General features: G+C 68.4%; 11 protein-coding genes, 1 tRNA gene and 1 pseudogene. 3 read left to right on the plus strand and 10 right to left on the minus strand.

Annotated features, from left to right (window positions below; translation table 11 throughout):
• Positions 1-248: 248 nt before the first annotated feature.
• The 3 genes from F8O04_RS09595 (at position 249) to F8O04_RS15290 (ending at position 5,835) form a co-directional block, all read left to right on the plus strand.
• On the plus strand, positions 249-503 hold the full coding sequence (locus F8O04_RS09595; protein WP_158028988.1) for a hypothetical protein: 255 nt from the start codon (positions 249-251) through the stop codon (positions 501-503).
• Positions 504-947: 444 nt separating this feature from the next.
• Positions 948-5,174, plus strand: coding sequence for a YobI family P-loop NTPase (locus F8O04_RS09600; RefSeq protein ID WP_188726182.1), 4,227 nt, complete (start codon positions 948-950; stop codon positions 5,172-5,174).
• A 403-nt stretch (positions 5,175-5,577) separates the two neighbouring features.
• The gene (locus F8O04_RS15290; RefSeq protein ID WP_225735000.1) at positions 5,578-5,835 is read left to right on the plus strand and encodes a recombinase family protein; all 258 of its coding nucleotides are present in this window, start codon (positions 5,578-5,580) and stop codon (positions 5,833-5,835) included.
• Positions 5,836-5,917: 82 nt separating this feature from the next.
• On the opposite strand, the gene F8O04_RS09610 is transcribed toward F8O04_RS15290, so the two are convergent.
• From F8O04_RS09610 to F8O04_RS09650, 10 genes and pseudogenes are all read right to left on the minus strand, one after another.
• Positions 5,918-5,991 (minus strand) — tRNA-Pro (locus F8O04_RS09610).
• A 155-nt stretch (positions 5,992-6,146) separates the two neighbouring features.
• Positions 6,147-7,598 carry a glyceraldehyde-3-phosphate dehydrogenase gene (locus F8O04_RS09615; protein ID WP_158028991.1) on the minus strand — a complete coding sequence of 484 codons (1,452 nt, stop codon included), beginning with the start codon at positions 7,596-7,598 and terminating at the stop codon, positions 6,147-6,149.
• Positions 7,599-7,785: 187 nt separating this feature from the next.
• The gene (der, locus tag F8O04_RS09620) at positions 7,786-9,342 is read right to left on the minus strand and encodes a ribosome biogenesis GTPase Der (RefSeq protein ID WP_158028992.1); all 1,557 of its coding nucleotides are present in this window, start codon (positions 9,340-9,342) and stop codon (positions 7,786-7,788) included.
• Positions 9,342-10,076: a (d)CMP kinase gene (gene cmk, locus F8O04_RS09625; protein WP_158028993.1), complete on the minus strand. Its 735-nt coding sequence runs from the start codon at positions 10,074-10,076 to the stop codon at positions 9,342-9,344. Before cmk ends, der begins: the two co-directional genes overlap by 1 nt.
• On the minus strand, positions 10,073-11,179 hold the full coding sequence (locus F8O04_RS09630) for a prephenate dehydrogenase (RefSeq protein WP_158028994.1): 1,107 nt from the start codon (positions 11,177-11,179) through the stop codon (positions 10,073-10,075). The genes cmk and F8O04_RS09630 overlap by 4 nt, the downstream gene beginning before the upstream one ends.
• A 147-nt stretch (positions 11,180-11,326) precedes the next feature.
• Positions 11,327-11,947 (minus strand): hypothetical protein, encoded by a 621-nt coding sequence (locus F8O04_RS14835; RefSeq protein WP_188726475.1) that lies wholly within the window; start codon positions 11,945-11,947, stop codon positions 11,327-11,329.
• Positions 11,948-12,029: 82 nt separating this feature from the next.
• A pseudogene (locus F8O04_RS09635) lies at positions 12,030-12,785 on the minus strand (pseudouridine synthase); the annotation flags it as partial.
• A 709-nt stretch (positions 12,786-13,494) separates the two neighbouring features.
• On the minus strand, positions 13,495-14,124 hold the full coding sequence (gene scpB, locus F8O04_RS09640) for an SMC-Scp complex subunit ScpB (protein WP_225734952.1): 630 nt from the start codon (positions 14,122-14,124) through the stop codon (positions 13,495-13,497).
• Complete coding sequence (locus F8O04_RS09645; protein WP_225734953.1) at positions 14,114-14,989, minus strand: segregation and condensation protein A; 876 nt, start codon at positions 14,987-14,989, stop codon at positions 14,114-14,116. The genes scpB and F8O04_RS09645 overlap by 11 nt, the downstream gene beginning before the upstream one ends.
• Entirely contained in the window at positions 14,973-16,022 is a 1,050-nt protein-coding gene (locus tag F8O04_RS09650) for a ParA family protein (protein WP_225734954.1), read from the minus strand. The genes F8O04_RS09645 and F8O04_RS09650 overlap by 17 nt, the downstream gene beginning before the upstream one ends.
• Positions 16,023-16,043 lie beyond the last annotated feature (21 nt).

Raw genomic sequence — 16,043 nt, forward strand, 5'->3', positions numbered from 1 at the left:
GCGGGCCGCTCTCGTCTTCACGTCTAGCGGCTTGGACGCCTCGTGCCAGACCTTGGTCGCCGAGTGCCTGCCGGAGTTGGTCGAGAAGGCAGGCTCGACGGCAGCGATGAAGTTCGACATCTGCCTGGACGAGCACTTTTTGAACCCGACCAGCGGGTTCAAGGCGGCCGTGAAAGGACCGGAGCACCGCGCTGAACTCGTCAGGCTGTATGTCGAAGCGAAGACGAAGCCCAGTAATCAAGGCAGCGGTGACGTGCGATCCCGTGTTCGCGACCTACTCGGCATCGAACAGTGCCGTGCCGACGGCCCGGATCAATGCACTGGGCGGCTTCTTCTGGGCCCGAAACGACATCGTGCACCAACTCGACTACGTCGACCCGCGTAGCACCTCGGCAGCCCGTCACTCGCAGTCACCGGCTGACGTGGTGGCCGAGTGCGATCTTGTGCTGGCGGTGGTCGCCGACCTCATCAGCGCGGCGGCGCGGGTCATGCGTAGCAAGTAGATCGCTCGCGGCGAACGAGTCATGCCGAACCCCGACCGTGGCGACACGCCCCCAAGGACTTCCCCCTGTTCCCGCCAGCGCCTTCGCTAGCTCGCGCTGAGTTCGCGGCGACCATGCCCCATAGTGGGCGATTTGACGCTCAATAGCTTTCCTCGCGGCCATTTGAAGCTGACACTGCCGGGGGGGGGAGTTGTCATCTCGGGAGCCTCGTCGCCCAATGGAAAGCACACCCCATGGGTGACACCCATTCTAGTTGCTCATCTCGCCATAGTCCCCATACCGACACTGGCGGCGCGCTAGGGATGGTGTCCGTGCGCTCAACTAAAGTGGATAGTCCCGAGTAGGAGGCTCGGGTGCTCCTCCGTGACGGTCGAGCCATGAGTGCCAGGCGCGGCGAGTCGAGCGAGGTCTCGGGGATGGCGAGACGCGCACGAAGGGAGCACAGTGAAGGACCCACAGCAGGACGCTGGACAAGAATCCGGGCAGGGTCAAGCCGCCGGCTCGTCCGACGTGCAGGGGAACACCGGGCCGCGCACTTCAAACGCTGAGACCGGGACGGACACTCAACCGGACCCGGGCACCGTGCCTGTGCAGAACACCACTGATGCTGCCCCGGGTGCCGGCGCCGGCCCGACGGTCGCGAAGAAGTCTGCTGACAAGCCGCTGCAATCGCTGACGCCCAAGTACGAGGAGAAGCACCACGGCACCTACCTGAAGCGCCTGGAACAGGCGGTCAAGGACCCGAACAACCTGAACATCGCGCTGACGGGCCGCTACGGCGCGGGCAAGTCAAGCGTGCTGGACAAGTTCGAGGCCAAGAACAGAAGGGAGGTTCTGCGGCTCGCCATTTCGACCCTCGCGCCCGGGGAGGAGGGCGAGAGCACGACGAACCGCATTCAGAAGGAGATCGTCAAGCTGTTGCTCTACGGCGCCTCGGAGAAGGTCGGGAAGAACTCACGGTTCACCAAGATCGCGGTCCTAAGCTGGCGCAAGGCGTTCGTACAGTCCGCGACGGTCGTCCTCCCACTTGTGGGCCTGGCATACGTATTCGGCGTGCTGCCACAACTTCAGTGGCCCACGGCGCAGGATGCGACGTGGCTACGGGTGGCTATCTGGATCACCGCAGTTGTGCTGGTGACAGCGCTGGGGGCCGTGGTCCGGCTGTTGACTCATGGCCGCTACCAAGTGAAGGACATGTCCGCCGCCGGCGCCGGCCTCACGCTCTCGGAGAAGCCGCAAACGTTCTTCGACAAGTACATCGACGAGATCGTCCACTACTTCGCGCAGGAGCCGAAGGACATCATCATCTTCGAGGACCTCGACAGGTTCGAGGACCCGAACATCTTCGAGGCACTGCGTGAGTTGAATGTGCTGCTCAACGACACTCCCGGGCGGCGCAGAAAGCGCAAGGGGAACCGTATCGGACGCGGAATTTCGCATGTGCTCGGTCGAGTCAACGAGGAGTGGCCCGGTCGTCTCGAGGCGCGGCTCCCGTACCCGTGGGCTGGACGTGTGCTGGGTCTGGGCGAGCCGCTGCGGTTCATATACGCGGTGCGCGACAGCGTATTCAGTCAGATTGACGCCACGCTGGTCGAGCGCTCGTCCAAGCGTGCCGCGGCCGGGACCGCACGTGGACCTCAAGATCAGGACGAGGAACCGCTACCGACGCCTGAGCTTGATGAAGCTGCGGCGGAGACCCTACGGGCGAATCGGACGAAGTTCTTCGATATTGTTATCCCGCTGGTGCCGTTCATTTCGCACCGCAACGCACGCGACCTGCTGGCCATGCTGCTCGACGAACGTGACATCACCGGGATCGACTCACGGCTTGTCAACACGGTGGCGCAGCACTGCACCGACATGCGGTTGATGCGCAATATGTGCAACGAGTATCTGATCTTCGCCGAGCGCCTCTTGGAGCCGGCTGCGCCCACTACGCCTGCCCCCGGGCTGGATGCCACGCACCTGTTCGCACTGGTCGTGTATAAGAACTTCCACTTGGAGGATTTCGAGAACATCACGCGCCGCGACAGCGACCTGGACAAGATCTACAACTACGCTCAGCGCCTCACGCGCGAAACTATTGACGCCCACGAGAAGCGCATCCGCGACCTGTTAGCCATGCCAGAGCGGTTCCGCGAGCGTGAGCCGCGCGCCAAGCAGCTCGGGCAGCGCCTTGCCCTTTTCGCGTCGACAGTAAGAGCCGCACAGTCGTCACAGTACAAGCAGTGGAAGCTCTACCGGCTCAAGGTTGGCACCCGAGAGTTCAGCAATGACAAGGTCAACGATTACGACTTCTGGGCCGCTGTCGCAGAGGCCCGCTCCCTCGACATCGTGCTGTCCCAGCAGGCGTCTGGGGGCGCCACCGCGGTCGGGCACGCTTTCGACGGCGCTGGATTAGAGGTGTTCTTCCCCGAAGCTCTCGACGCCGACCGGTGGGCCACATTCGACTCGGACGCCATCCGCACCGAGGTAGCAATGAAGGAAGCCGAGATCGAGGCACTACGACGCGCCGACTTCGCCGACCTCATCACGACCAAGTTTACGGTGACGCTGCGAGACGGTGCGGCTGCGTCGAAGAAGCTCACACGCCTGAAGAACGCCGGAGACCCGCACACATTCGCGGACCTCATGGACGCAACGTTGAAGTCCGAGCTCGCACGCGACCTCATCCGGCGCGGCTACATCGACCGGAATTTCTCGCTATACGCCGCCCAGTTCTACGGCAACTTCACCGGCGTCGACGTCGCGAACTTCATGGTCCAGCACGTCCAGCCGAACGTCATGAACATCGACTACGACCTAAGCCGCCCGAAGGAGGACGAACGCGAAGGGGCCGCAGCAAACCTTCTCCTCGAAGGCGAGGAAGCTGGCGAGGACCTGCTGAACACGGTCGCCGCGTACAACATCGACCTAGTGAACCACCTTCTAGAGACCGATGATGCCGGTGCCAGTACAGTCGCGCGGCACCTCATCGCCAACTGGCCTGATGAGAGCGCACGCAGCTTTCTTTCCGCGTACTTCACGTCGAAGAGGGCTCAGCGCGAGAAACTCGCAGGGCTTCTTACGCGTTGTCATTGGCAAGAGGTGTTCACCTACCTCGCCTCGGACGAGAACGTACCAGCCGACGCGCGTGTAGCGCTGGTCAACGCCGCGCTAGCAGCGTTCGACCCGGACGCGACCTACAACCTCGGTGAGCACGTCCGCGATTTCGTCACCGCAAACTACCGCACCATGTCCGTCTTCACCGAAAAACGCGAAGCACCAGACGCGCAGCAATCGCCCGACGATGAAGCCCAACATGCCTCCTCCCAAGGGCTGCCTCAGCGCCTCAACACGATGTTGCGCCGCGGCGACGTCGTCATCCCCGAGCTCACGCAGTTGAACGACGAGATCCGCATGCTCGTCGTCGAGGGGAACCGGTACGCCCTGACGGCTGCCAACCTTCGCACTGCCCTGGGCCTGCAGGACTCCGACTCAGTGCACCTCGACACGCTCACAGACGACGACTCCGGGAACGAGACGGTATACGCCTACGCCCTGGCACACCTCCCCAGCTACCTTGCCGCAGTCGACAACGACGAGCAGACCACCGCTGCGGTGACCGCGCCGCGAACCCTCGCCAAGGTGCTCGCCGACATCGTCGCGCAGCGGGCAGACGAGCAGCAGTCCGAGGTGCAGGAGGAGCCTGGTGTTAGCGCGTTCGCAGACCTTCTCTCCCGCACCTCACCGACCGCTCGACTGCGCAACGTGCGCAACGCCCCGCCGGTCACATGGAAGGCACTTGCCGAAGCGAAGCTATTCCGCTCGTCCTTGTCCAACGTCGAGACCTACCGCGGCACGGTCGGCTCTATCGACGAACAGCTCGCGCGGCTGCTGGAGGACGCCACAACTATCCACGTCGACGAGGACGGAGACACCACCGGCCCTAATGGTGACGAGTGCGACCGCCAAGCCGCAGCGCTCGCCATCCTCAACGCCCGCGAGCTGTCAGCGCCGACGCGCGCTGCTCTCGTCACCTCCCTAGAGCCGGCCACGCCGCTTCCTGCGACGGAAATCAACGCCGAAGAAAGCGACCTCTTCGCGCGCCTACTTGAGGCCGGACTGGTCAGTGACGAGGCGGAGACTTTCACCCACCTGCGTGCCGGAGGCTGGGCCGCCCTTGGCCCCGCCATCAAGGTCTCCAAAGGAGTGGAATCCTTCCTGAGCGCTGCCCTCATCGATGGAATGGTCGCCGACGCACTCGCCGACGACCATTGCTCAAGAAAGGTTGCGGGCAAGATCCTCGCGAACGTGAACGAGTACGTACCGGAGGACGACTGGACAGCGTTACAGGCCGTCGCCGTCTACGCTGACCAGCACCGGGCAGCGCTCGACCCCTCCGACGTGGCGCGCATTGCCCGGGTCGGTGAGGACCGAAATGGGCGCGACGTGCCCCTGGTACTGCGTCTCCTGGACCGGGCCTCTCCAACCGCGTCGGCCGACCATATCGTCGAGACCTTCCTGCACCTTGGGCGACCGTACAACCGCATCACCAATTCGCAGGACTCGTTCGACCTCGACTTCAACGACATTCATGACCGACTCCTAAAGATCCTGCACGGGGAAAGCCGGATCAAACGAGGCTACCCACGCATCCCCAAGCGCCGTTACAGCATCACCGTGCTCTGACGCTCCCCCCACAATGACGCCGCTTGTCGATGGCGACCTGGCGTATCCGGTCCGAAGGGATACAGCGACGCAGGAGTCCACAAGAGACTGGCTGGCGCTGAATTGTGACCCTACTCAGCACGGTAGGCGCACATAAGGGCGGACGTCCCCCGTCAGGTGCTTACCTTGCGCCGAGGAACTACATCCTCATGACGGTCTGATACTCGCTGGCGCTGCCCGCGACCACTGGCTTCAACACCGGGGGGCAGTTGTCATCATGGGAGCCTCAACGAGCAACAGGACACCTCCCTCCGCCACGCTAGCCATGGCCACAGCATATGCAGGGCCCACACCAAGTCGCGGTCAGGGTTGAGAGGTGACCCTCCCCTCAGCACTCTCCGATCACCTCGCTGCGTGCTCCTCGATGTCGGCCGTCTCCTACATCCGCGACTCGAGAGCCCAGCAAGCGCAGAGAGGAGGCGAACGGGACCGCTTCGCGGGCCCGGCCCGCGCGAGGCGAACAAGAAAGCAGGCGCACGGTCTGGGCGCCCTCGTCTCTGCTGAGTTCATCGACCGAGGTCAGTCCGGGCGGAGCACCAGCCGCCCGGAACTCCACCGGACGCTCGCATACCTGCGGGAGAATCCGGTTGACTATCCACGACCGGCCAGCAACATCGTGTGAGGAACTAGAAGGCGGCCAACGGAACCCGTCGCAGGCATGACGAAGCCCCGGCAAGAAACCAATTCTCACCAGGGCTTTTCCGTCGGGATGACAGGATTTGAACCTGCGACCCCTTGACCCCCAGTCAAGTGCGCTACCAAGCTGCGCCACATCCCGATGTCGCCGAAGCAACCTGAGTACTCTAGCGCATCCGCACCCCTCGTGCGAAGCCGCCAGCCGGCCGCGCGTGCCGCCCCCACACGCACCAGCGCCCGCCCCGAATCACCGGAACGGGCGCCAGCGCATCCGTAGTCGCGCGCGTATCGCGTGCCCTACAGCTCGCTGATCTCCTTGCGCGTCGGCACCACTGCCGGGTGCACGTTGGCGAGGTGCTCGGCGATGCGCACGACCTGCGACGAGTAGCCGAACTCGTTGTCGTACCAGACGTACACGACGAGGTTGGTGCCGTCGGCGATGGTCGCGAGCCCGTCGACGATGCCGGCGCGCGTCGTGCCGACGAAGTCGCTCGAGACCACCTCGCCCGACTCGATGTAGTCGATCTGCTGGCGCAGGTTCGAGTTCAGGGCCACCTGTCGCAGGTACACGTTGACCTCCTCGCGCGTCGCCGCGCGCTCGAGGCGCAGGTTCAGCACGGCCATCGACACGTCGGGCGTCGGCACGCGGATGGCGTTGCCGGTCAGCTTGCCCGCGAAGGAGGGCAGGGCCTTGGCGACCGCCTTGGCGGCGCCCGTCTCGGTGAGCACCATGTTGAGCCCGGCGGCCCGGCCGCGGCGCGCGCCCTTGTGGAAGTTGTCGATGAGGTTTTGGTCGTTCGTGAACGAGTGCACCGTCTCGACGTGGCCGTGCTCGACGCCGAACTTGTCGTCGAGCACCTTCAGCACCGGCGTGATCGCGTTGGTCGTGCATGAGGCGGCCGAGACGACGCGGTGCTCGTCGGTGATGTCCTCGTGGTTAATGCCGTGCACGATGTTCGGCAGCCCGCCCTTGCCGGGCGCCGTGAGCAACACGCGCGAGACGCCGTTCGACTTCAGGTGCTGCGACAGGCCGGCCTCGTCGCGCCACCGGCCCGTGTTGTCGATGACGATCGCGTTGCGGATGCCGTACGCCTCGTAGTCGACCGCGGCCGGGTCGTTCGAGTAGATGACCTGGATGAGCGAGCCGTTGGCGAGGATCGTGTTGTTCGTCGTGTCGACCGTGATCGTGCCCGCGAAGGGCCCGTGCACTGAGTCGCGGCGCAGGAGGCTCGCGCGCTTCTCGAGGTCGTCGTCCGACCCCTTCCGCACGACGATCGCGCGAAGGCGGAGCCCCTTGCCCGCACCGGCGTGCGCGATGAGGATGCGCGCCAGCAGACGGCCGATGCGCCCGAACCCGTAGAGCACGACATCGGCGCCGGAGTCTTCCGGCGAGATGCCGATCACGTCGGCCAGCTCGGTCTGCAGGAACTCGAGGAGGTCGCCGCCGCGCTCGTCGAAGCGCGTCGCGAGCTGACCTAGGTCGATCGACGCGGTCGTCAGCTCGAGCGTCTGCATCGCCGTCAGGATCGGCAGGGTCTTCTCGAGCTCGAGCTCGATGTCGTTGATCCGGCGCGCGTAGCGGTGCGCCTTGATGACCTCGATCGCCGAGAGGTTGATGAGGCGACGCCCGTGAATGGAGGTGACCACGTTGTGCTCGCGGTAGAGGTTGCCAATGAGAGGGATCATCGACTCGGCCAACGCCACCCGCGAAAGCCACTCGCGCTGGGTCTGCATGAAGTCGTCGGTCATGGGTGCATCCTCCGTCGGTGCGGGCGAATTGGTACGGCGCCGGTGTTGCTGGCCCAGGCTGCAGAGCGGTGCAGTGCAGCGCGGTGCAGCAGGCGTTTCGGCGGGGTGACCGCCAGCGATAAGCCTACTGGGCGCAGCGTGTGCGCCACGGCCGCCGCCCGCACGGCCCCCGCCCGCAGGGCGACGCCTACCGCCGCTTGCGCTTCTCGCGCACCCGCATGTTCACGACGATGGGGCTGCCAACGAAGCCGTACATCTCGCGCAGGCGCCGCTGGATGAACCGGCGGTACCCGGGGTCGAGGAAGCCGGTCGTGAACAGCACGAAGGTCGGCGGTCGCGACTGCGCCTGCGTGCCGAACAAGATGCGCGGCTGCTTCCCGCCACGAAGCGGGTGCGGGAACTCCTGCGTGAGCTCCGCGAGGAACGCGTTGAACTTCCCGGTCGGGATGCGCGTGTCCCAGCTCTCGAGGGAGGTCAGGAGCGCGGGCACGAGCTTCTCGAGGTGCCGCCCGGTCTTCGCCGAGATGTTCACGCGCGGCGCCCACGCCACGTGCGCGAGGTCCTGCTCGATCTCGCGCTCGAGCTGCCACCGGCGCTCGTCGCCGAGCTCATCCCACTTGTTGAACGCGAGCACGAGCGCCCGGCCCGACTCGAGCACGAGGTCGACGATGCGCACGTCCTGCACGCCGATGGGCTCGATCACGTCGATCACGACGACCGCGACCTCCGCCTTCTCGAGCGCCGCGGTCGTGCGCAGCGACGCGTAGAAGTCGGCGCCCTGCTGGAGGTGCACCTTGCGGCGGATACCGGCCGTGTCGACGAAGCGCCAGATGTGGCCGCCGAGCTCGACCTGCTCGTCGATGGGGTCGCGCGTGGTGCCCGCGAGCGGGTTGACGACGACGCGCTCCTCCCCCGCCGCCTTGTTGAGCAGGCTCGACTTGCCGACGTTCGGACGGCCCAGGATTGCGACGCGCCGCGGCCCGCCGTACTCCTCCTTCGCCACCTTCGACACGTCGGGCAGCTGCGTCATGATGTGGTCGAGCAGGTCGGCGACCCCGCGTCCGTGCACCGCCGAGACGGGCCGGGGCTCCCCGAGCCCCAGGCTCCACAGCACCGCCGCGTTCGGTTCCTGCACCGCATCGTCGACCTTGTTGGCGGCGAGGATGACGGGCTTGTCGGATTGCCGCAGCATCGGCACGACACGCTCGTCCGTCGCGGTCGCCCCCACGTTGGCGTCGACGACGAAGAGCACGGCGTCGGCCAGCTCAATCGCGACCTCGGCCTGCTGCGCAACCGAGCGGTCGATGCCCTTCGCGTCGGGCTCCCAGCCGCCGGTGTCGACGAGCGTGAACCAGCGGCCGCCCCACTCGGCCTTGTACGAGACGCGATCGCGGGTCACGCCGGGCGTGTCCTCCACGACGGCCTCGCGCCTACCGATGATGCGGTTCACGAGCGCCGACTTGCCGACGTTCGGGCGGCCGACGATCGCGAGCACGGGCAGCGCCGGCATGAGATACGTTCCATCGGCGTCGGTCTCGTGGCCCTGCAGCAGCTCGACGTCGTCGTCTTCGAGCTCGTAGTCGTCGAGCGACTGCCGCAGTGACTGGGTGCGGGCCTCTGCGATGTCGTCGTCGAGCTCGTTCACCCGGCGCGCGAACGCATCGAGCGCCTCGGGGTCGTGCGCCGCAGCGTCGTGGGCGTCGTCGTCGATTGGCGGGATGCTCGGGTCGGTTTCGTCGGTCATCAAGACTCCTTCTCGTCGGTGCCGGCGGCGTCGAGGCCACAGCGCTCGCGAATGAGCTCCACCATGGCACCGATGGTTTGGCGAACGTCGAGCCTCGTCGAATCGAGCACCCGCACGCCGGGCGCCGGTTCGATGAAGTCGACGACGCGGCGGTCTGCGGCGTCGCGTTGCGAGACCGAGGCGGCCACGGCGACGCGGTCCTCCCCCGCCCGCTCGGCGGCTCTGCGTTCGATGCGCACGGATTCGTCGGCGGTCAGCAGGATGCGCACCGCAGCATCTGGCGCCACCACCGTCGTGACGTCACGGCCCTCCGCGATCGCGCCCGGGGCATCCCCCTCGGCGAGCACGCGGCGGAACGTGCGGTTCAGCGCCTCGCGCACCCGCGGCACGCGCGCGACCGCCGAGACGCGTCGCGACAGCTCGGTCGTGCGGATCGCCTCGGTCACGTCCGTGCCGGCGACGTAGACCCAGCGTTCGGCCGGCCGCAGCGCGATGCGGTACGTCGCCTCGAACTCCGGCAGGAGGGCGGCGACGGCATCGGCGTCGTCGAGGTCGATGCCGCGCTCGAGACCCAGCCAGGTCAGTGCCCGGTAGGCGGCGCCGGTGTCGAGGAAGTCGAAGCCGAGCTGCTCGGCGGCCGCACGGCTGACCGACGACTTGCCGCTGCCGCTCGGGCCGTCGACTGCGACGACGACGCGGTGAAAGGCGGGCGCTTCGGTGCTCGCGGCGGTCATGCGGCGATCCGCCAATCGCGCTTCGTGAGCTCGTCGACGAGCTTCGCCCGCGCCTCCGGCACGACGAGGATCTCGACGAGCCCCACCTCGATGCCCTGCGAGTGCTCGATGCGGAAGTCCTCGATGTTGATCTCGGCGTCGCCGATGTCGGTCATGAGGCGGGCGAGCTGGCCAGGTCGGTCGGCGATCATGACGGTCACGCTCGCGAACTCGCGTCGCTTGCCGTGCTTGCCGGGCAGCCGCGCGACGCCGTCGTTGCCGGCCGCGATCGCCTCGGCGATGCGGCGCCTGGCACCGGGCTCGTCGACGCCCTCGAGCGCCCCGGCCACCTCGTCGAGGTCGGCCGCGAAGCGCCGGAGCACCTTCGCCACGCGCGCCCCGTTGGCCGCGAGGATCTGCACCCACAGCGTCGGGTCGCTCGACGCGATCCGGGTCACGTCTCGAACCCCCTGGCCGGCGAGGGCGCTCGCGTCGTGCTCGTCATCGACGAGCCGCGCGGCGAGCAGCGACGAGATGAGCTGCGGCACGTGCGAGATGAGCGCAACCGCCTCATCGTGGTCGTCGGCCGACATGGGCACCGGCGTCGCGCCGAGGTCGAGCGCGAGGCCCTCGATCTCCTGCAGCCCGTGCACCGTGGTGTCCTCATGGGTCGCGATCACCCACGGTCGGCCGATGAAGAGGTCTGCGCGCCCCGAAAGGGGCCCGCCCGTCTCGCGCCCCGCCATCGGATGCGAGCCCACGTAGCGCCGCAGGTCGGCACCCGCGTCGCGCAGCTGCTGAAGGGGCTGCGACTTGACGCTCGCGACGTCGGTGACGATGGCATCCGGCCACGCCACGAGCGACTGCCCCACGACCTCCGCCGCCACGTCGGGCGGCACGCACACGACCACGATGCGGGGCGTGTCGGCCTCGCGCGCGTCGGTGGCGCGCACGGCCGGTGCGGGGCGGCCCGCCCCGTAATCGACCGAGAGGCGCAGCGCCGATGGGCTCGCGTCGCGCAGCAGCACGTCGACGCCGAGCCGCCGCAGCCCGAGGCCCACGGAGGTGCCGAGCAGCCCCGTGCCGACCACGAGCACCGGCGAGTTGGTCCTGGTCGGGGTCATGCGTGCATCCTCGTTCGTGCGTGTCGCTGCGGGTGGTGCCGGCTCGGGGGCGCGGGGGGTCAGGCGGGAGCGGCGTCCCTTCGGGGTGGCCGTGCGGCGCCCCGGACGCGGAAGGCGCCCAAGGTGCCATATTCCCACCCTGAAGGGTCAGCGCCCAACCGAGGGCGGGTCAGCGGCGACCCCTTGGTCCACCGCTGGGTCGCCCTCCGGGCCCACCGCCTGACCGTCCGCCGCCTGGTCGTCCGCCCGCGCGCCCTCCGCCGCGGTCGTCTCGGCCCCGGTCCGGGCGGTCATCTCGGCCCGGGCGATCGCCGCGGTCGTCACGGCCCCGGTCCGGGCGGTCGCCACCGTACGGACGGTCGCCACGGTCGTCACGGCCCCGGTCCGGGCGGTCGCCACGGTACGGACGGTCACCACGGGCCGGGCGATCACCGCGGCCAGGGCGGTCGTCTCTGCCCGGGCGATCGCCACGCTCATCACGGCCACGGACCGGGCGATCGCCACGGTACGGACGGTCACCACGGTCGTCACGGCCCCGGTCCGGGCGATCACCACGGTATGGACGGTCACCGCGGCCAGGGCGGTCGTCTCTGCCCGGGCGATCGCCACGCTCATCACGGCCACGGACCGGGCGGTCGCCACGGTCCGGGCGATCACCGCCGCCAGGGCGGTCGCCACGAGCCGGGCGATCACCGCCGCCAGGGCGGTCGCCACGAGCCGGGCGGTCGCCACGATCCGGACGATCACCACGGCTTTGGCGGTCGTCACGGCCCGGGCGGTCGCCGCGTCGGTCACTCGTGGGGCGGTCGCCGCGGCCGCCGCCACGGCGGTCGTCGCGGGAGTCCTCCCGCTCACGCTCTGGCCGGTCCTCGGGCCGCCGCTCGGCCCGTCGCGCAAGTCGCAGCAGCTTGCCGATCTCGGTGTTCGTCAGCTCGCGCGTCTCACCGGCGCGCAGCGTGCCGAGATGCAAGGGGCCGAAGCTGCGGCGCACGAGCTCGAGCACGGGGTGCCCGACGTGGTCGAGCATGCGGCGCACGATGCGGTTGCGGCCCGAGTGCAGCGTGAGCTCGATGAGCGTGGCGGAGTGGCTCGGCTGGTCGGCGTGGACGAGGGCCCGATCGGCCTTGATGAAGCCGTCCTCGAGCTCGAAGCCTTCGAGCAGCTGCTGCAGCGTCTGCGGCAGCACGCGCCCGCGCACCTTCGCCACGTAGGTCTTCTCGACGCCGTATGAGGGATGCGACAGCACGTGCGCGAGGTCGCCGTCGTTGGTGAGGATCAGCAGCCCGCTTGTGTCGCCGTCGAGGCGACCGACGTTGTAGATGCGGGCCGGGTAGTCGCGCGTGAACTGGCGCAGGTCGGGACGGCCCTGGTCGTCCTGCATGGTCGAGACAACGCCGGTCGGCTTGTTCAGCAGCACGTAGCGCATCGACTGGTCGAGTTGCACGGGCGTGCCGTCGACCTCGATCCGGTCGCGCTCCGGGTGCACCCGCGATCCGAGCTCCGTGATCGTCGTGCCGTTGACCGTCACGCGACCCGTGATGATGTACTCCTCGCACACGCGACGCGAGGCGACGCCCGCGTTCGCGAGGGCCTTCTGCAAGCGCATCGAACCGTCGACGTCCTGGGCGCGGCGTGCGGCGGCATCGCGGGCGTCCGCATCCGGGGCGGTCTCGTCCCGGGTATGCCCCCCATCGACGCCGGCACCGTCGGCGGACCGGGGCATCGGAACATCGGTGAAGTCCTCGAGCGAGTATCCGCCCTCCGGGCGCCGTTGGGCAGCCTGGCGAACGGCCTCCTGGCCGGCACGGTCGTAGCGTTCGGTACCGGCTCGCGTGCTGTTTCGGGGGCGGTCGTAGCTACTGCTCTGCGACGACCGGCCCTCGAAGCGGCGCGCGGGGCGCTCGCTGCGCTGCGAGCGATCGTACTCGCGCCGCTCCGGGCGATCCCCGCGCTCCGTACGCCCGTATTCACGCCGCTCAGGGCGCTCCCCGCGCTCGTACTCACGCCGTTCAGGGCGGTCGCCGCGCTGCCCGCGATCGTACTCACGCCGCTCCGGGCGGTCGCCGCGCTCCGTACGCCCATACTCACGCCGCTCGGGACGCTCTCCGCGCCCTCGCTCGGTGCGTCCCCGGTCGCGATCTCCGCGCTCCGTGCGCCCCGGGCCGCGATCTGCGCGCTCCGCGCTCTCCGGGAGCTCGCCTCGATTTCCGCGCTCGCCGCGCTCCGAGCGCGTGCGTCCGCGTCGTACGCCGCCGCCCTCGAAGCGGTCACGCCGGCCGCTTCCCCCGCGGGGCCCGCCGCTGCGGTCGGGTCGTTCACTCATGCAATCCATCCTGCCCGTCATCGAGGAGCGGCGAGATCTTCGGCAGCTCATCGAGACTGTTGATTCCCAACTGCACGAGCAGCTGGTCGGTCGTCACGTAGCGGGTCGCGCCGGTGACGGGGTCGTGGCCGTTCTCCGTGATGAGACCCCTGGCCGCCAGCGTGCGAACGACCGAGTCGACCCCGACCGCGCGGATCTGTGCCACCTGGCTTCTCGTCACGGGCTGCCGGTACGCGATGACGGCGAGCGTCTCGAGCGCCGCCTGCGACAGCTTGGTCGGCGTGCGCGTGAGCACGAAATCTGCCACGAGGTCGTCGTAGGCCGCTCGCGAGTACACGCGCCAGCCCCCGCCCACCTCGCGCAGTTCGAACCCGCGCACGGGCCCGCCGGTCTCGCCATTGTAGTCGCTCACGAGCCGCGCGACGGCCGCCCGCACATCGCCGACGGGTCGACTGGTGGCGGTGGCGAGCGACACGAGCGAGATCGGCTCGTCGGCCACCATGAGCATGGCCTCGATGGCCCGGTCGAGATCGACGGGTGCGTCCGCGCCGCCGGGCGTGCCCGATGGCACGGGCACGTCCTCATCGACGGCTTCGTCGCGCGCGTGGGGTTCAGCGGTCAAAGTCGGCTCCGAGGGTCGCAAGGTCGTCGTCGTTCCAGCGTTCCGCATCCCACGTGACCGTGAGCACCCCGAGCGGCTCGTCCTGAGCGAACGAGAGCGCCGAACGCCGATATAGCTCGAGCACGGCGAGGAACCGCGCGACGACGATGCCCGTCGCATCGGCGTCCGCGATGAGTTCACCGAACGTCTTCGGCGCTCCGTCGGCGAGCCGCTCGATGACCACGGCCGCCTGCTCCCGGATGCTCACGAGGGGCGCATGCAGGTGGCTCAGCCCGACCTCGGGCTCGGGCTTGGGTGCGAGCGCGGCGGTCGCCAGCGCGGCGAAGTCGTCGACGGACAGCGTCCACACGAGCTCGGGCAGCCGTTCCCGCAGCGCCGGCTCGAGTGGCACGTTGCGCGGGGTGCGCGTGTCTTCGATGCCGAGCCGCGCAGAGAACCACGCCGTGGCCTCCTTGAAGGCGCGGTACTGCAGCAGGCGCGCGAACAGCAGGTCCCGTGCCTCGAGCACGGCGACGGCCTCGGCATCGACGTACTCCCCCTGCGGCAGCAGGCTCACGATCTTCATGTCGAGCAGCGTCGCCGCGACAACGATGAACTCGCTCGCGCGCTCGAGCTCTTCGTCGCGCTGGAGGGTGCGCACGTAGCGGATGAACTCGTCGGTCACGCGGCTGAGCGCGATCTCCGTGATATCGAGCTCGTGCTTCGAGATCAGCGTGAGCAGCAGATCGAAGGGGCCGTCGAAGACGCCGACCGAGACGCGGAAGTCGAGCGACTCCTCCGTGTCCCGCCCGCTCACGCCCGGGGTCGGGCCGCCGCTGCCGCCGGAATCGACGGCGAGCTCGATCGCCTCAGGCGACGGCGCCACGGGCGACGAGCTCGCGCGCGAGCTGACGGTAAGCCTGGGCCGCCGTGTGCTCGGGCGCGAACGTGACGATCGGCACGCCGGCGACCGACGCATCCGGGAACTTGACGGTGCGGCCGATGACGGTGTCGAACACCTTGTCGCCGAACACCTCGAACACGCGGTCGAGCACCTCGCGGGCGTGCAGGGTGCGGCCATCGAACATGGTGGGCAAGATGCCGTCGAGCTCGAGCGCCGGGTTCAGCCGATCGCGCACCTTGTCGATCGTCTCGACGAGCAGGGCGACGCCGCGCAGCGCGAAGTACTCGCACTCGAGGGGAATGACGACGCCGTGGCTGGCCGTGAGCGCGTTGACGGTGAGCAGCCCGAGCGAGGGCTGGCAGTCGACGATGATCACGTCGTACTCGTCGCTCACCTTGCGCAGCACCCCGGCGAGGATCTGTTCGCGCGCCACCTCGGTGACGAGGTGCACCTCGGCCGCCGACAGGTCGATGTTGGCCGGGATGATGTCGAGCCCGGGGTAGTCGGTCGACTGAATCGCGTCGTGCGGGTCTTTCAGCTGGCCGATGAGCAGATCGTAGATCGTCGGGCACTCGTGGGTCGCGACCCCGAGGCCTGCCGAGAGCGCGCCCTGCGGGTCGAAGTCGACGCACAGCACGCGCCGCCCGTATTCGGCGAGCGACGCCGCGAGGTTGATGCCCGTCGTCGTCTTGCCGACGCCGCCCTTCTGGTTGCACATCGAGATGATGCGCGCGGGCCCGTGATCGGGCAGGACGGGTGGTTCGGCGAACCGGTGGTAACGCTGCGTCGACACGGCGCTCGAACTGCGCGGCCCCTGGCTCGGCGCGGCGATGACGGGCGGTGGCCCATCGGCGGAGACCGACCGAGGCGTGGCTGCCCTGGTCCGGCCGGTGCGCGCTTTCAGCAGGTCCGGCGGTACCTCGAGCCCGGGCAGCTCCGGCAGGTCGTTGCCATCGGCGGCGGCACCCGGCGCGGACGCCCCCGCTACGTTGTGGCCTGTGCGTGTCTCAGCCATGCGTGCCTCCCCTCCTGGACC

It is taken from the genome of Pseudoclavibacter endophyticus, assembly GCF_008831085.1.
In the GTDB taxonomy this organism is placed as follows: domain Bacteria; phylum Actinomycetota; class Actinomycetes; order Actinomycetales; family Microbacteriaceae; genus Pseudoclavibacter; species Pseudoclavibacter endophyticus.

Coding starts and splice junctions, on each gene's coding strand:
- F8O04_RS15290 (WP_225735000.1), top strand. CDS start 5,578: ATGTCGGCCGTCTCCTACATCCGCGACTCGAGAGCCCAGCAAGCGCAG.
- F8O04_RS09615 (WP_158028991.1), bottom strand. CDS start 7,598: ATGACCGACGACTTCATGCAGACCCAGCGCGAGTGGCTTTCGCGGGTG.
- der (WP_158028992.1), bottom strand. CDS start 9,342: ATGACCGACGAAACCGACCCGAGCATCCCGCCAATCGACGACGACGCC.
- cmk (WP_158028993.1), bottom strand. CDS start 10,076: ATGACCGCCGCGAGCACCGAAGCGCCCGCCTTTCACCGCGTCGTCGTC.
- F8O04_RS09630 (WP_158028994.1), bottom strand. CDS start 11,179: ATGACCCCGACCAGGACCAACTCGCCGGTGCTCGTGGTCGGCACGGGG.
- F8O04_RS09650 (WP_225734954.1), bottom strand. CDS start 16,022: ATGGCTGAGACACGCACAGGCCACAACGTAGCGGGGGCGTCCGCGCCG.